Genomic DNA, 15,967 nt, shown 5'->3' on the forward strand with positions numbered 1-15,967 from the left:
CCAGTGTCCGGCGTTGATAATACACTTATAAATCAGGCGCCGGTTGGTAATGCAGTGATTTTAAAATTATTTATTGGTTGTGATGACGAGTGGTGGGGTGGAGTTAGATTAAATGTGTTACTAACATGTTAATGGCGTCAGCAATGTAATTGCTATTATGTGCTTTATTGTATCTAATTAAAAACTTTATCATATATGTTAGGGGTAATATAGTGTCGAGTGAGAAGGAAACCCTCGGGAGGTTATATTTATGGCAAGTAGCACTTAATAGAATTAGTGATCTTTTGGCACTGAGACTACGGGTTGACCGTTTCTGTAACTCTGGAAGACCACAGAATATTACCCTATTATATGATGAAGAGCGTGCAAGGTTAAAAATTGGCTTACGCCTTGAAGGTGCGGAGTTAGATGATTTTGAAGATAAGCATGGCTCTCTATTTCCAGATATTCATGATGTTCACCTGATTGATGAATTAATAACCGAAGAAATAATAATTAAATTCTGTACTATTTTCAACGATGGTTATGGGAAGGTTGGTGTTATTTCTGGTAATAAGAAGGCATTTTGGGAACCCATTATCGATAATGTGATTACAGAGGCATTTTCAGGAGATGTTCGAGAAAGCTTTTACCAGTTTATTGAGCAAGCTAAAGCATATCGTAACCAGCAGGGAGCGCACTTTGACCAACAAAATTTTTATGTAAAACATGGTGATAAACAACCTAATGAAAATGGGCTTATATCTCATGTTGGTTGGAGTAGTGCTTTGCTTAGCTTTAACTGGGACTTTGTAGCTGAAACCATTCCTAAGTTCAAAAAATCTTTAAATAGTTATGTTGGAAAGCTACAGCAACAAGCTAATATTATTTTATGAAAGGAAAGTCAAACATATAACAAGCGCATTAAGGGGGTAAAAAGCTTGGTTGAGCTCATTCTTCGTTTAACTCGTAGGTTCGACTAGCCAGCAGGCGTAATAGGACGCTCGTGGCGACACTTCCCGTCAATGTGGGAAGTACGTCCCGACCGGTGCCAGTTCGAGAGTGAGTTTCGGGTGGCGGAGACGTGGCAAGATTGGAGGATTTTGGCGAGTTAAAGAGACATATGCCGCAAACGTCCAATTACGCCTCGCTAATCGACCAGCGGACCTGTTATTTGTGGTTGCGGTGATCTTTTACACGAGTTAAATTTAAATTTAACATAGGTCTATAACGCTTGGTTGTTGCGATTAAAATTTTTTATGTATTGTACTTCAGTGAGTTAGGTCGGTTGGTGAAGTTATTGAGTACTTAATGCTGTGTTGTACTAAGTCAGAGGGAAAGAATAAAAATGAATTGGATGCCAGGTAATACTAAACAGGGGACATTTACCATTGTGGTTGCCATCCTTTTATTAGTATGTGTCCGAACAGGGTTTTATATAAATAACCCAGTAGAGTATTTTTCGGCTAATCTTTTGCCCGAACTAACCGGAATGCTGATTGAGTTATGCATTATACTGTTCATTGTCGACCGTTGGCAGGAGCAAAACAGAATTCAGATTTTAATCGTTAAAGAGAAGCGTCTAAGAGAGTATCTGATTTTTTTCTTACGACACGGCTTTAAAACATTACCTCGCAAGTACCGTGTTGGTAATTTTTATGGTGAAGAACACGAACAAAACATTGAGTACTTAGATAGTGTATTCGATTTTATTAAGGCAGGTGGATTGGCTACTGAAGAAATTGATGCCATCCGTGGCCAATGTGATGTTGATTTAAATACATTCGGAAACTTGCTTCCCGTTGCATCGGAGTTAACGGATGATCACTTCAAAGCATGGTCTCGAATCGTTTATTTTATGGTGCGCATATCTAAAGGATTAGGTGACGATTTAGAAAGCATTAAGTTTATAATCACTAATATTAAACGGTATGAGAGTGCTTCCCATGTAAGTGGTATCTATGTCGGTTCGAAAAATGTATAAAAATTCAACGGGAGCCTCAATGTATGGTGCTGTTTATTTTCGTTGAATCCTTATTTGTTATGTAGGGAGCATAGAATTTTGACGTACCAATTGTTGTTAATACCTAAGGAAGTTGAAAGGCCTATATTATAGGGCTAAAGCACTCAACCTGTGATAACTATATGACTCTATGGTTGTTCTACAGAATTGAGCTTATGTGTGACTGGAAGTTGATGTTAGTAGCCACAGCATTCGCACATGGATAAACCAAAAAATCAGGGAGCCATGGCTCCCTAATCGCTGCACTCGGGGTGACGAACTAGCCGATGGCGGGCGCCAGCTGCCTGTTGGTGGGCTGCCGGCGCTTTTGATAGCGCCATGCCAGCAGCAGCGGCATGCCGAGCAACAGCTGGGCGGCCAGCGGGATCTCCTCGATGGGGGCGGCCAGCGCGCCTTCCGGAATGATGCCCCCTTCAATCTCGGCCGCCAGTTTGAGCTGCAGGGCACTGCCAAAGTCTTCAAAGCGGGTGGCATTGATCACAAAGGCATCCTCTCCTCCTGCAATGTTGTTGAGATACCAATCCTGTAGCACCCCGTCGGGATAGTCCTGACCTATGGTGATGCCGTTGATGGTATCGATGCCGGAGGCGAGCAGTTGATCCCGCACGGTGGCGGTATCCCGCCCGTTGTTCTGGATCCCGTCTCCTGACACATCCATCACCTGCCGGGCGGCGGTGTAGTTGTTGGTGTCAAACTGCTTGCCACCAAAGGCCATCGCCGAGCCGGGGGCCGTCATCCCCGCATAGGGGCGCACCAGGTTATCCAGCGTGGCGGCGAAGTTATTGATGGAGGTCATGTCGTAGAGGTGAAACCAGTCGGTCATCACTCTCTGTTGGTTGCTGCTACTCCACATCACCATCTGCACGGCGATGGACCCGAGTTTGCCACCACTGGTATCGAGGATGGCGCTCTGCACATCCTGGTTATAAAAGGCGTCCACATAGCCTTGTAACTGCAGATTGAATTCCGATGAAGTGACACTGCCAGACACATCCATCAGCAGTTGCAGTTCGGTATCGACTTGGGTCAAGGCGTATGCGGGGGAGGTCACCAGTACCATCCCTAGCAGCCCTGCCAACGGTTTGAGTTTCATCGCTCACTCCTTCTCCTTGGCGGTAATGCCAGCAGAATGAATGAATAAAACGTGCCATCTTTGTTAACTGACCTGATCGGGACAGGCATGGAACTTGCGATACCGGATAAGACACGTGATAACGGGCAGGAGTAGCAATGGATATCCGTCCTTGGCAGTGGGCACCCAACTGGTTGTTGCTTGGCTTGGCCAATCAGTGGGGCATGGTGTGGCTCAATATGGGTCACTTTAACGTGCTGGTGGTGTTGCTGATTGCTATCTGGTGGCAAATTGCATCGCGGGTTGCGCCAACCTGGCGCGTGCACCCGCTTGCGCTCGCCCTCTTTATCCTGCTGATCCTGATCCCCAGCGCCAGTTGCAAGGCGCTGGCTTGTCTGCTGCTGGTGGCCACACTGTGGCGCCGTCACCAGAGTGCCGATGAACGGGCCGTGTTGCAGATCGTGCTCGCCTTCACCGTGGCCGTGTTATGGGGTCAGCAGGTGTTTGCCCTGCTCTCCGGCCCTGTGCTGGCGCTCGATGCCTGGGGGGTTAGCCAGTGGTTGCAACTGCTGGGGTGGGAAACGCGCTGGGATGGCAATCGCATCGAGCGGTTGGGGGGCCATGCCCTGATCGTGCTCAAGGGGTGTTCCTCCTTCTCCCAGCTCTATCTGGTCGCCCTCTCCTGGCTTATCTCCAGCTGCTGGTTGGCGCCGGAACGTCCCTTATACCGGCAGTGGCCCATGTTGCTGCTGGTCTGCCTGCTCTATATCGGGGCCAATCAGTTACGGCTGGTGCTGATGAGCCTGGATCTGCGCTGGTATGGCTGGCTGCACACCGGCAGTTTGGCCCAGCTCTATCAGTGGGCCATCATGTTGCTGGTGATAACCATCCTGTTTATGCGGGGGCGCCATGGTGGGACTGTCTAGGGGATACCTGTTGCTGGTGGCGCTGGCCAGTGCCGCCGCCGGTGTTGGGGCCATGAGATGGTGCTATCAGACACGGGTGGTCAATGTGATGCGGCTGGTGATGGCCATTCTGTTTATGAGGGGGCGCTATGGCGGGAATGTCTAGGGGATACCTGCTGTTGTTGCTGGTGGCGCTGGCCAGTGCCGCGGCCATGGGGTGGCGCTATCAGAACCGGGTGGTCAATGAAGGGGCCAAACCCATGCTGATGGAGCTGGCCCAGCTGGGATGGCGGATGCGAGCAGCCACGCCGGTATTGGGTGGCACTTATGTCAGCTATCAGCTGGTGCATCCCCAATGTGACGGGACGCTGCAGGCCATGCTGGTGGCGCCGGATCGCGAGGCGATGTCAGTGACGCTGGCGGGAGAGGGGATGAGTCAGGGGGTGATGTTTTTAGGCCAGCTTCACCAGAGCTCGCCGCTGCTCTCATACCGCCTCACTCAGGGCTGGCGTAAATTGTGGGGGCTGACCCCCTATCCCCTCTATCGCGTCGCCTTGCCGACGGCTTGCCTCGGGCTCATTGCGCCGCCGATGGCGTGACCCGCGCCTGTTCATCGCTCGGCAGAATGCGGATCAGCAAGGTGTTGGGGGCCAGCATGGGGTCATAACGGGGTTCCAGTTCAATGGCGCGAGAGGCCAGCAAGTGGGTCAGGGCCGTCAGCCGTACGCTCGCTATCCGCGCACTCTCCAGCATGTCTGTTTGCAGTCCGGGGCCGCTCACCAGGGCGATCCGGGCCGGATCCTTGAGTCCCAGAAACTGATGCAACTGCTGCTCCTGATCAGCCTGCAGCAGGGGCTGCTCTTGCTGGTACTGCAGCTGCAACTGGGGCTGTTCGGCCAACTGCTGATCCCGCAACTGGTTGAGGATGGGCATGGCCTCATTGACCGGCTCCTGACGGGCGCAACCGACGAGCATCAGCAGCGGCAGCATGAGGGGCAACCATCGGGGCAGTGGTCTGCCCCGACAGGTGCCACGGGGGATCTGATTGGCCATACGCAGTCACTTCAGGAAGATGAGTTGGCACCAGTTTGCAATGTTTTCAATCGCTTGGCTAGCTGTTCAATCTCCTGGCGCCACTGTATCCAGGTTCTGGCTGGCAACTGCTCGGCCAGTTGCCAGCGGCTTGGCACCTGATCGCGCAGACGCTGTAGCAGCAGGGCGGCATCGACCTGGTAACGGGCTTCCTGCTCGAGCCAGGCGAGCCAGCGCAGATCCTCGATGGCTTGCTGAAGCAGCAGAAGGTCATGTGAGAGACGATGGGCTTCGCAGGCTTGCGGGCCCAGCAACATAAAGTCGCTCTCCCGTCCGTCGGTGGGGTCATAAGGCAGGGCGGTAGGCATGCGGCCGTGCCACTGCAGATATCCCTCGGCGCCGCTTTGCCAGAGGTAGAAACCGGCGGCTCTCGGGGTGCCCAGGTTGTAGAGCCAGGGGGTGGCCCCGGCGGCCTTGACCCGCGCCACATCGACCTTGTCGGCACCAAAGCCTGCGTTGATCAGGGCAATCTCCACCTCTGCCAACAGTGCAACCTGACCTGGGTGGTTGAAGTGGCCTGCCCGGATCACCGCCGGATCCCGGCGCTTCATCTCCCGGGCCATCGCAGTGATGGCGGGCAGGGTGGCGAGATCCGGCTCATCAAACAGGCTCCAGGCCAAGGGTGGCAAACCGCTGGCAGTCAGTGCCTGTTGCCGCCTCTGCCACTGATCGAGTTGGCTGGCAGGATCGCCTCCCCAGCGTTTGAGCGGGGTATAGGCAAGCAGAGGGGGAATAAAGCCAAGTCCGGCGGCTTCTCCCATGATGTCACGCATGCCCGCCTCATCCTGTGGCAGGGCCGGGGAGAGCCCGCTAATCCCGAGCCGGGCTAGCCGCTCCAGATCGCAGCGACTCGCCGCGGCAAGCTGTTGTTGCAAGGGCTTGGGATCCGGCGTGAGCCAGCTTAGGTAGGGGGGCGCTTCGACGTAGATGCCGACCGGTTTGCTGGCCGCAGGCAGGGTCAGCGGCAGTACCTCGATAGTCAGTGGCAACTGCACCAGTTGCTGTTGGCTGAGCAGCTGAATATTGCCCTGATAGCGACCCGCAGGGGCGCTGCGGGGGATGGTCACGTGCAGCACCAGACGCCGTGGCACCCCTGCTCGCAGGGTGAGCCCGGCCACCCCCTCGACCAGCTCCTGATCCGAGGGGGCCAGCAGGGTGCCGCTCGCCTGGGGGCGAACCAGATGCCACTGACTGTAATAGGGGGTCAGCGCCAGCCGTGTGCCTGCTGTCTCGGGCGGCGTGATCACCAGCAAGGGTGCAGGATCATCCGTCGCCGCGTGGATGGCAAATTCAAGCAGCAGCTGGCTGCCACGGGCGGCCAGCACAGGTTGTGAGGCTTGCTGCAATGCGTGGGCGGGCGACGTTGGTGTGATCTGGAGGGTCAGGGAGGCATCCGGGATCGGCGTGAGGCTGAGCTTCTCCGGGATTGGTGCTGGCCGAGAGGGGGCCAGCGTCCACTTTTCCAAAAACAGCTGGCGCTGTTTGGCCAGCACCCGGGCGGTGGCATTGGCCAGCATGACGTGGCGCGGGTGACCCGCCACGACCGGGGTGTCGGCCAGGCCGGTGGGTGCCGGATAGGGCGCTAGCAGCACACCCGCCAGGTATTTTGCATCCGGTGAGTGGCCCACCAGGGTAATGGTGAGCGGGCCGCCGGGGTGGTTCAGGGTGACATGGACGGGCCCCCCCTGAGGTGCGCCAAGCAGCAGCCAGGGATCCGGGTTTGGCAGTGCCTCGCGGGACTGCCCTGCGAGGTAGCGCTGGCGCAGCCACTCTTGCGGTTGCCACTGCTCGGCCCAGATGGGCTCATCATTGACCAGTACACTGCGCTCGAAGGGGTGGGGCAGGTATTCCCACTCGCCGGGATCATCCAGCCAGAGGGTGAGCTGGTAGCGGCCCTTGGCCACCTCCAGTCGCACCCCGTCCAGATTGCGCAGGCCATCGCGGATCAGGGCATCGCCGGAGGGGCGCAGTATGGGGGTGGGGTGGCCCAGCAGACGGGGATCGCCCGGAGCCAGGGTTTCAAAACCGGTAAAACGGGGGGCATCGGCCGCCCCCAGATCGAGGGCAATTGTGCCGGTGGGCAGTGTTAATCCTGGCTCCCAGTACCAACGGTGAATTGTTAGCTGAGGCGCCCCGTCGGCCATAAAAAGATAGAGTTTGGTCAGCTTGTCGAGGGCCAGGGCTCTGGGCTGGGCGGTGCGCCAGTCGCTCAGGGCGAAGCGCAGGGTGAAAGGACCGGGGGCAATGGCCCGCTCCAGATTGACCCGGCTGCGATAGTTGACTGACGCCGCGTCATCGGCCCGCAGTATGAGCGTCTGGGTCTGCGAATAGGGATTATGCCCTTCGATCACCAGTTCATCATCTCCACCGACGGGCCAGGGGACTGTGTCGAAGGTGAGGCGCTGGGGCGTCTTGTCGCCAGTCAGTGGCAATGGGACAAGCCCTGCCAGATGGCTCGCTGCCATCACAGGCTCCCCGCCGATGAGGAACAGTGCCAGCAGTAGCCAAGGGATCCATGGCAAGCGAGTTCGCATTCCCGCCCCTCCTGTCATATCAATGCTGCCAGCCAGGTTTTCAGTTCATCGACCTTATGATCCCAGCTTTGTGTTGCCACTGTCTGCTGACGGGCATGGTATCCCTGGGAGTGGGTCAGCGTCTCCCACTCATGGCGCTGGAACCAGTCCGGACCGTGTTCATCAAAGGCGGCGCGGTTGATTGCCTGGGCAAGATTGTCACCGGGGCGGGGCAAGTGCACCAGCTCCCGATAATCATCGAGCGCCGGGAAGTCGGTGCTGACGATGGGCCGCCCTACCGCCAGATACTCCCGCAGCTTGAGGGGGTTGCAGGCACGGATCTGGGCGTTGTCGACGAAGGGGAGCAGGCTAACTTGCCAGTGTTGGGCATAGGCGGCCAGGGTGTGGTGAGGTCTGGGCCCGAGCAGGTGAATATTGGGTATTCCCACCAAGGCGCTAAGGTCGGTCTTTTGCGGCCCTATCAGCACTAAGTCCCAGTGGGGTAGGGCGCGGGCTGTCTCTGCTAACAGAGGGATGTCGATCCAGTCACTCAGACTGCCGTAAAAACCGGCGATGGGGCGTCCGCTTGGCAGATCCGCCGGGCGCGGTTGGGGCGGCATAAAGAGATCGAGATCGACCCCGTGGCTCAGCAGTCGGGTCTTGTGGGGAGGAAAGCGGCTGGCCAGCGCCGGGCTGGCGGCCAGGATGAGATCCGCTTTTTCAACCAGTCTGGCCTCACAACGGGCAATGGCATCATGATCGACGCCTGCCAGTGCCGAGAAGTCATCGCCGCAGTAATAGATCACCGCGCGCTCGCCGAGCTTGCCGACCAGATCCACGGCACTGGGCAGCGAGATCCAGAGTAGAGGACGGTCAAGATCGGGCAATTGGCGGCGGATCTGGGCGGCAAGCCAGTGACCGTTTATTCTGCCCGCCAGGCGGCTACCGGGCAGGGGCAGCGCCAGCGGAGGCAGCACCTTGGGGCGTGGTTGCGCCTGGTGTGACGGTACCACCTCTTCCCGCTTGGTCGAGAGACCTAGCACGGCCCCCAGCTTGCGCCCTAGGCGGCCAAGATCGTGCAGATTGAAGCGGGGGCGGCGCATGCCGATGGAGTTGACCCAGAGCACCTGATAGTCCGGCAGCAGGCGCTTGATCATATGCTGGGTGCTGGAGGGGTGCTGGCCCCAATCTTCGCCCAGAACCACCAGTTGTGGCTGTGCTGTCGGTTGCATCATGTCCGGTTCTCCTCTGTGAGAGTGGGGGCCGCGAGGATGTCGTGGCTATCTTGGGTGTCGAGAGGGCGCAGTACCCGAGCTGGTACCCCGGCGGCCAGCACTCCGGCAGGTAGATTGTGGGTCACTATGCTGCCTGCGGCGACCACAGTGCCCGCTCCAATGGTGACACCTGCCATCACCATGACACCGGTACCGAGCCAGACATCCTGCTCCAGGACGATGTCGCCCACCTGCTCGTCCTGATCAGGCAGGCCCTGGGCCCTGGCCCGAGCGTCCAGCGGGTGCCCCGGGTAACCTGCAAGAAAGGCACGTCCGGCGATCCGTACGTTATCCCCCAATACCACCTTGCTACCCACCGCTATGGTGGTCTGCCAACCGATACCGACATTGTTGCCGAGCGTCAGTTGCGGATCCTTGCTCGACGGGCGGCCGCTGATGGTCATGGCGGCGCTGAGGCGGCAGTCGGAGCCGACTTGGATTGACACGGGCCCGCTGATAAAGGGGATGCCGCCATAAAGATAGAGGCGGGGGGCGGGCGCTTTCAGGCGTGACTGGAACAGCGGTGTCCACCAAAAGGTACGGGTCAGGGTCGAGAGGCTCTGGCTGCCCAACTTGTAGAGGCGATAAAGCAGGCGATGAAGAGGAGGAACCAGTGGAAAGGACCAGCTGCGTGCGCCCTTGGCGAACCGCCATACAAAGCGGGCTTGCGCCGACTCGCCCTGTTTGGCCCACGCTTTCATCCGGTACATGCTGATGCTGTTCATTGTGTCGTCTCCTTATTCTCATCTGCCGTTTGGCCGACCTGTCAGGGACTAGCATGGATCGCGCCAATCGAGCGCGTCCTGCAGATGAGGGGCTGATGGTGGTGGGCGTGGCAGGGGGATATGCAAATTGCGCTATCCGTGCTGCAAAACGCAAATAACAGTCTCATTTTGGACCTAATATGCTTTGCTGTGAGTGTAGGATTCAGGGAAACAGGGGATTATCGTCATATATGCTGTCTGGCGTGCCCTTTGCATTGGCGGTATATGACCCAGGGCGTGTTGCCTGGTGGCTGGGAGGCCCTATGAAACTTGGTGTGAACCAGATAGCCATGCTCTATTACGCGGTCGGATTACTGCTGATGAAGGGCATTTCCCTGCTGATGCTACCGGTGCTGACCCATCAGTTGCTGCCTCGCGAGTATGGTCAGCTGGAGGTGTTGCTGACCATCATCAATCTGGGCTCACTCATTCTCGGCTTCGGTCTGGTGGACGCCCTCTACCGCTTCGCTGGCATGGCACAGAACGACGCCGAACGTAAACAAGTGGTGGCGCGGGTGTTTGGCCTGGTATGGGTCATTGCGTTGGCCAGTCTGGTGGTGCTCTGGTTGCTGGCCCCGCAGGTGCAGCGGCTGCTGCCGGCGGAGACCCGTTTGGCCGATGTGCGCTGGGTGCTCAGTGCCCTGCCGTTCGAGGGGGTGATCGGGGTGCCGCTGGCGTGGCTGCGGATGCGCAATCAGGCTCGCCTTTTCTTTGTGGTCACGGCTGGCAAGGCTGTGATCCAGTCCCTGCTGACGGGCTGGTGGCTCTGGTTGGGCTGGGGTGTGAGCGGGGTGCTTGCCTCCGGCACCCTGACCTGCATCGCATTGGCCCTGCTGCTCAGCCTGTGGCAGTGGCGAGATAGCGGGATCCGCTTTGACTGGCAATCCTATCGTCCCCTGATGCGTTACGGTATGCCACTGGTGGTGAGCGGGCTGGCTGGCTTTGCTCTGAGCGGGCTGGATCGCTGGTTGCTGGCAGACGTGGTTGGCGAGACTCTGCTGGCCTACTATGCGGTGGCCGGCAAGCTGGCGCTGGCGGTGGGGCTCTTGCTGCAGCCCTTTGCCCTCTGGTGGTATCCCCGCCGCTTCATGCTGCTCAAGGAACCGGATGGCTTGCGTCTCAATGCGCACTACAGCGTGTTGGGGTCGGTGTTGGGTTTTGCCACTGCCGGGGTGGTCGGTCTCACGGCTCCCTTGCTCATTCACTGGCTCACTCCGCAGAGCTATCACGGGGCCATCGCTTATATCCCGTTGTTAGTGTTGGGAATGGCGGTGCGCAATGTTTCCGATCTGCTCAATGTCGGTTGCTTCAGCGGCGAGGAGAGTAAGGCGCAAATGTTCATCAATCTGGGCTGCAGTGCACTTGGCGTGGCTGGCTTTTTGCTCACAATCCCGCAGTTCGGGGTGGGCGGGGTGATCTGGACCCTGCTGCTGGTCTATATGGTACGGGCGTTGGCCTTCTATCTGGTGAGCCAGCGGTTGCTGCCGTTGCCATATCGTCTCTCTATGCTTTGGGCGAGTAGCGCTGGGTCGTTGGCCATGATGTGGCTGGGTCAGTGGTGGGCAGGGCAATGGGTCGCCTGAGCCATGCACTGTGGGGACTGGCCGTCAGCCTGCTGGTGGCGGGGCTATGGTGGCGTCTGCCTCATCCCCTGCTGATGCCGGTGATTGGCCTGGCTATCCCTGCTATCTGGTTCGCCCTGCGTTGGCCATTTTTGATGGTGCTGGGGTTTGTCACCTTCTCTTTCTTTCGTCTGCATGAGGTGTTTCCCCAGCTCTATCCCCTCAAGATACCGCTGCTGTTCTCGCTGGCCGCCATTGGCGCCCTGGTCTGGCACATTTTGCTGACCGGGCGGATCAAACCCTACTGGAGCCAGCCCCTGAGCTGGTTGACGGCCTTCTTTGTGATGGTGTCTATCGGTGTACTGTTCGCCAGCAACCGGGGCGAGGCGATTGCCACCTGGACTGGCAGTTACAGCAAGATCTACCTGATGACTCTGGCGACAGCCTGGCTGGTGCGCACCCCGGGGGATTTTGCCCTGGCCGTGAGGGTGTTCGTGGTGGCGGGCTGTCTGGTGGCGCTGGTGGCGCTCTACAACAAGGCGAGCGGGATCGGGCTGGTGGAGGAAACCCGGGTGACCATTGGTCGCGAGCTTGGCTCTGTGCTGGGGGATCCTAACGATCTGGCGCTGGTGTTGCTCTTTCCTGCCGGTTTCTCGCTCAGCTTGCTGCTCAATCAGGGTAACGGCGTGGCAGGGCGGGCCCTTGGGGCGCTGGGGTTCGTGCTGGTGGTGGCCGCCATTATCGCCACCCAAAGCCGGGGGGGCTTGCTGGGCATTTGTGCGGTCTGTGGCCTGTTTGCCTGGCAGCGGGTGAAGTCTAAAACCGTGCTGATCCTCTGTGGTTCCCTGGCGTTGCTGGTGCTTTTTGCCGTCGCAGGGATCAATGACCGGGCATCTGGCGGTGCGGCCGAGAGCGGGATCGATGCTTCTGCCATGGGGCGGATCTACGCCTGGCAAGCTGCCTGGGGCATGGCGTTAGGCCATCCGCTGGTGGGGGTGGGGCTTTCCAACTTCTATTACAACTACTTTTTCTACAGTCCCCACTGGGATGGCCTCAACCATGCAGTGCACTCCACCTGGTTCGGGGTACTGGCGGAAACCGGATTTGTCGGCCTGGCGCTGTTTATTGGTATGGTCACAGTGACGCTGCACAGTTGTTGGCGTTGTCAGCTTGCTGGCATGCCTCCTGCAGTGATCACTGCCATGCAGGGTGTGATGGCCAGCATGGTGGGATTTGTTATTTCGGGGTCCTTCCTGACCCAAGGGTTTACCTGGCCCATCTATCTGGAGCTGGCGTTGGCTGTCGCCGCCATCAAATACGTCCAACAGGCCAGGGAAGCGGCCGCTGTGGTACAGGACACAAACGACAAGGGAGCAGGATAATGAGTGCAACCCCCATTTTGCTGGTTCACTACGGTGAGGACTGGATCCGCGGCAGCGAACGCTGCCTGCTGGATCTGCTGGCCCACCTTGATCGCAGCCGTTTTGCGCCTCTGCTCTGGTGCAACAGCCAGATGTTGGCGGATGAAGCGGCCCGCCTCGGGGTGAACACTGTGGTTGAGCCCTTTACTCTGTTGTTCGGGTGGCAGGCTCCCCGTTTCGATTTGGCCGCTCATCGGGCTTTGTGCCAACGGGCGAGGGCGCTGATAGGTGAACATGGTGTCACGTTGGTACACGCCAACAGCGCCGCCCCCTGCCAGTGGTTGGCCGGGGTGTGCCGGGAGATGGCCGTGCCACTGGTGTGCCATCTGCATGCCCGTTATCAGCCCAGAGACAGGTTCACCTTACGGGTACACGAAGCCAATGTACTGATCGGGGTGAGCCAGCCGGTGCTGACCGCTTGGCGAGAGGATGGCTGCGAGCATGCTCGCCTGATCCACATTCCCAATGGCGTGGATGGTGAGCGCCTCAACAGTGGATCTCGCTGGCCTGTGCTCGACATGTTGGGGCTGCCCCCCGGGGGGCTGATTCTGGCCACGATAGGGTCGCTCATCAAACGAAAGGGGATCGATTTACTGATCCGCTCTCTGGCAGAACTCGTCAACTCAGGGGAAGAGGTACAACTTCTGGTGATTGGTAGCGGTCCTGAACGACTAGCCTTGGAGGCACTCGTGGTCGAGCTCGGGGTAGCGGAGCGGGTGCACTTTCTGGGCGAGCGTTCTGATAGCGCCGCTATTTTGCGGGGGGGAGTGGATCTCTTGGTGTCTGGTGCTCGCGAAGAGGTATTCGGTCTTACCTTGGCCGAGGCGGGCATGCTGGGGCTGCCGGTGAGTGCCTACCGGGTGGGGGGGATCCCTGAGGTGGTTGAACACGGGGTTAATGGGCTGCTGGCTGAACCGGGAGATTGGATCCAGATGGCTGGGCATTGGCAGAGGTTGAGCAACCCTTCGCTTCGATCTGCAATGGGTCATGCTGGGCAGCAACGTGCAGAGCGACTCTTCACTGTGGAGATTTATGTCGACAAGATAACAGAGGTATGGACTGACGCGCTGGCTGGGCGCTGGGCTAGTGCGAGTCAGTTTCCTTATCAACGGATGTTTCGTTGGCTTGGGCGACGGCTTGCCGCTAGAGGACGAAGATTGTGGGTGAGGATGTTGGCTGGTATTGGCACCCGAAATTTATCAAATTGAGGGGGGAGCAAAAAGATGACAACACAGATGAAGCCAGTGACAGGAAAGATTGTCGTGGTTGATCCTATCCCCTTTCGTGGTGGATCCAAGGTGGCGACTGAAGTATTACTCGACGAGTTAGCCAAACGTATGCCGGAGATGACATTTCATGTGCTGACTCAGGATCCGGCTTCCTGGGCTCATTGTCGACATCACAAGCTTTGGGTTCCCCCGTTCTTGAAAGGGCGGGAGTCAGGCTTGGGTTATCTGCTCAAGCAGGGGTGGCAGACCATGGCTATTCTGTGGCTGGCATGGCGTCTGGGGGCGGTCAAGTGCTTGCTGGCAGCATCAGGGCCCGGGGTCGATCTCTGCTGTTACTGGGCTGCCCGCTGGTTGCAGTGTCGGGTGGTGCAGATGATCCATGGGCCTGTGGGGTGTTCTGGCCTCTCAGCCAGAGCATTGCAGCGTGCGAATCTTGTATTTTATCTGGAAAGTACACGTCGCTCTTTGGAGGCGTTAATACTTCGGCTTGGCGAAACTGATTTTCCATCACATTGGAAGTCATTTATAAATGGTTTGAGTGACGTTGACTGGCCTACGACGACATCGGGAGGTGCTCGTATATTGTGGGCAGCGTCCTTGCTGAAATGGAAGGGATTGGAAACAATATTGGCCGCCCATCAACAGATATCTAGCTGCCGTCCAGAGTTGATAGTTTGCTATCTTCAGCCAATGGGAACACGTCTGCCATGCAGTCAGCCCCAGCCCCAGTTGCCGGATACCCGCTGGTACTCAAGTCCTGATAATCTTGATGAGATAAGATCTCAATGCGGTATTTTTGTTTCTACTAGTCATCAAGAACCGTTTGGGCTCTCCATTCTGGAAGCGATGGCGGCAGGATTATGCGTGGTTATCCCAACTGATGGTGCCTGGTGGGATCAGCACCTGATTGATGGTGTGAACTGCTGTAAATATCATCCAAACGACTCTGATGATCTTGCCCGAGTATTGGTAGAACTGAATGCTATGCCAGATGTTGTCATTCGACTTGGGCGTAACGCTCAATTACATGCAACGACTCATTATAAAGCGGTTGATACGTATCAGGGTACAGCTGACCTGTGGGAAGCGCTGTTGCGAGAGGATAAATTAATTCTGTAGTGGCTTGGTCATTCCGGACACCATTTTAGGTGGTGATCCTGACCGACTGCAGTTCATCAAAAGGCAAACCAACATGGCAAGCTCGATGGTCTGCTTGAGAATCCCGCCAGAATGAACACTGCCTTTGAGATGTGGCGCCTCAGGCGACCAAGAAGCAGCAAGCGGAGCAGGCCACTGTCACGGTCAATCGGCTGCGTGATACTAAAATCAATGCTTATCAGGCGATGAGTCTGTCGCAAGCCCGTTAATAGCCGTTTGTCCTATTCCTGCTGTTGCTGATAAAGGTGAGTTTACTTATGCTCTCATAAATATAACTTGCTGATTAATATACTAATCTCTTTGTATTTTTTGGGTAGTAGGCTCGCGCGTCATTATCTAGTGTTGAATGTGTCACTAGATGTTTGGGAGGGGCTAGGATAGCTTGTGAGTGCGCGATGATTATGATTGAGTTGTTCATTTTATTATAGCGGCACGGAGTATCATTATTTTCATCATCCATCAGACGTTTCGACATTTATATAAGGCGCTCTAAAAATGGGAAAAAAAATCCTCAAGCTGACATTCCAAGGTCAAGACTTCGGCTATGTAAAAATGAACAAGGGACATGATGCTTTTTACGGAAATGGCTCTGAGAATGAAGCTGTTGAATTTGAACAGGTAAAATACAAAGACAGTAAAACACAGTTTTATTACAAGATCGCGGGCACAAAAGATAGCTATTTGGACTTTAGTCCAACTTCTTCCGTTATCAAAGTAACCAAGCCATGGTTAAGCGTTGATAGCTCCAGTATCTGTGCATGGGAGCTAATTGATGATGAGTTACATGTTATTTATTCTGGCCAGGATACAACTAAAGCGGTTAGTCGCAGCAAGGCAGACCCTATGTCAACTGCGCTCTACGCGAATAGCCTTATTGATGGGAATCATTGCACAGTAGCAATTTTGGAAGCCACTTCGATTTCGAAGAATGAAAAGAAAGATGAATTGCAACATGCTTTAGTGTAGGCCGGTAAA

14 protein-coding genes are annotated in these 15,967 nt (G+C 56.5%); 9 read left to right on the top strand and 5 right to left on the bottom strand.

Translation table 11 applies throughout. The features are described from left to right. Positions 1 to 212 precede the first annotated feature (212 nt). Together BN1129_RS22030 and BN1129_RS01990 are read left to right on the top strand one after the other, a co-directional pair. Positions 213 to 875 carry a hypothetical protein gene (locus BN1129_RS22030; RefSeq protein ID WP_084204540.1) on the top strand — a complete coding sequence of 221 codons (663 nt, stop codon included), beginning with the start codon at positions 213 to 215 and terminating at the stop codon, positions 873 to 875. A gap of 452 nt (positions 876 to 1,327) precedes the next feature. Beyond that, positions 1,328 to 1,963: a hypothetical protein gene (locus tag BN1129_RS01990; protein ID WP_052449303.1), complete on the top strand. Its 636-nt coding sequence runs from the start codon at positions 1,328 to 1,330 to the stop codon at positions 1,961 to 1,963. Between the two features lie 298 nt (positions 1,964 to 2,261). Here BN1129_RS01990 and BN1129_RS01995 read toward each other — a convergent pair whose 3' ends face one another. Continuing rightward, the gene (locus BN1129_RS01995; RefSeq protein ID WP_042034143.1) at positions 2,262 to 3,095 is read right to left on the bottom strand and encodes a DUF1194 domain-containing protein; all 834 of its coding nucleotides are present in this window, start codon (positions 3,093 to 3,095) and stop codon (positions 2,262 to 2,264) included. Positions 3,096 to 3,232: 137 nt separating this feature from the next. On the opposite strand from BN1129_RS01995, the gene BN1129_RS02000 reads away from it, so the two are divergent. Together BN1129_RS02000 and BN1129_RS02005 are read left to right on the top strand one after the other, a co-directional pair. After that, positions 3,233 to 4,000, top strand: coding sequence for an archaeosortase/exosortase family protein (locus BN1129_RS02000; RefSeq protein WP_042034144.1), 768 nt, complete (start codon positions 3,233 to 3,235; stop codon positions 3,998 to 4,000). A gap of 128 nt (positions 4,001 to 4,128) precedes the next feature. Then, positions 4,129 to 4,578 (top strand): hypothetical protein, encoded by a 450-nt coding sequence (locus tag BN1129_RS02005; protein ID WP_042034145.1) that lies wholly within the window; start codon positions 4,129 to 4,131, stop codon positions 4,576 to 4,578. On the opposite strand, the gene BN1129_RS02010 is transcribed toward BN1129_RS02005, so the two are convergent. The 4 genes from BN1129_RS02010 to BN1129_RS02025 form a co-directional block, all read right to left on the bottom strand. After that, positions 4,556 to 4,969: a hypothetical protein gene (locus tag BN1129_RS02010; protein ID WP_244462999.1), complete on the bottom strand. Its 414-nt coding sequence runs from the start codon at positions 4,967 to 4,969 to the stop codon at positions 4,556 to 4,558. The two genes, BN1129_RS02005 and BN1129_RS02010, sit on opposite strands and share 23 nt — an antisense overlap. A gap of 74 nt (positions 4,970 to 5,043) precedes the next feature. Beyond that, positions 5,044 to 7,536 carry a hypothetical protein gene (locus tag BN1129_RS02015; protein WP_042034180.1) on the bottom strand — a complete coding sequence of 831 codons (2,493 nt, stop codon included), beginning with the start codon at positions 7,534 to 7,536 and terminating at the stop codon, positions 5,044 to 5,046. Positions 7,537 to 7,619: 83 nt separating this feature from the next. Further along, on the bottom strand, positions 7,620 to 8,819 hold the full coding sequence (locus BN1129_RS02020; RefSeq protein WP_209418468.1) for a glycosyltransferase: 1,200 nt from the start codon (positions 8,817 to 8,819) through the stop codon (positions 7,620 to 7,622). Next, complete coding sequence (locus tag BN1129_RS02025; protein ID WP_042034148.1) at positions 8,816 to 9,583, bottom strand: acyltransferase; 768 nt, start codon at positions 9,581 to 9,583, stop codon at positions 8,816 to 8,818. The genes BN1129_RS02020 and BN1129_RS02025 overlap by 4 nt, the downstream gene beginning before the upstream one ends. A gap of 302 nt (positions 9,584 to 9,885) precedes the next feature. On the opposite strand from BN1129_RS02025, the gene BN1129_RS02030 reads away from it, so the two are divergent. From BN1129_RS02030 to BN1129_RS02045, 5 genes are all read left to right on the top strand, one after another. Then, positions 9,886 to 11,205 carry a lipopolysaccharide biosynthesis protein gene (locus BN1129_RS02030; protein ID WP_042034149.1) on the top strand — a complete coding sequence of 440 codons (1,320 nt, stop codon included), beginning with the start codon at positions 9,886 to 9,888 and terminating at the stop codon, positions 11,203 to 11,205. Next, positions 11,193 to 12,566 carry an O-antigen ligase family protein gene (locus tag BN1129_RS02035; protein ID WP_042034150.1) on the top strand — a complete coding sequence of 458 codons (1,374 nt, stop codon included), beginning with the start codon at positions 11,193 to 11,195 and terminating at the stop codon, positions 12,564 to 12,566. Before BN1129_RS02030 ends, BN1129_RS02035 begins: the two co-directional genes overlap by 13 nt. Continuing rightward, complete coding sequence (locus BN1129_RS02040; RefSeq protein ID WP_042034151.1) at positions 12,566 to 13,813, top strand: glycosyltransferase family 4 protein; 1,248 nt, start codon at positions 12,566 to 12,568, stop codon at positions 13,811 to 13,813. The genes BN1129_RS02035 and BN1129_RS02040 overlap by 1 nt, the downstream gene beginning before the upstream one ends. A gap of 15 nt (positions 13,814 to 13,828) precedes the next feature. Beyond that, a complete protein-coding gene (locus tag BN1129_RS22035; protein ID WP_084204532.1) occupies positions 13,829 to 14,953 on the top strand; it encodes a glycosyltransferase family 4 protein in 1,125 nt (374 codons plus the stop codon). A gap of 534 nt (positions 14,954 to 15,487) precedes the next feature. Beyond that, positions 15,488 to 15,958 carry a hypothetical protein gene (locus tag BN1129_RS02045; RefSeq protein WP_042034152.1) on the top strand — a complete coding sequence of 157 codons (471 nt, stop codon included), beginning with the start codon at positions 15,488 to 15,490 and terminating at the stop codon, positions 15,956 to 15,958. Positions 15,959 to 15,967 lie beyond the last annotated feature (9 nt).

This window comes from Aeromonas popoffii (assembly GCF_000820025.1).
Classification (GTDB): domain Bacteria; phylum Pseudomonadota; class Gammaproteobacteria; order Enterobacterales; family Aeromonadaceae; genus Aeromonas; species Aeromonas popoffii.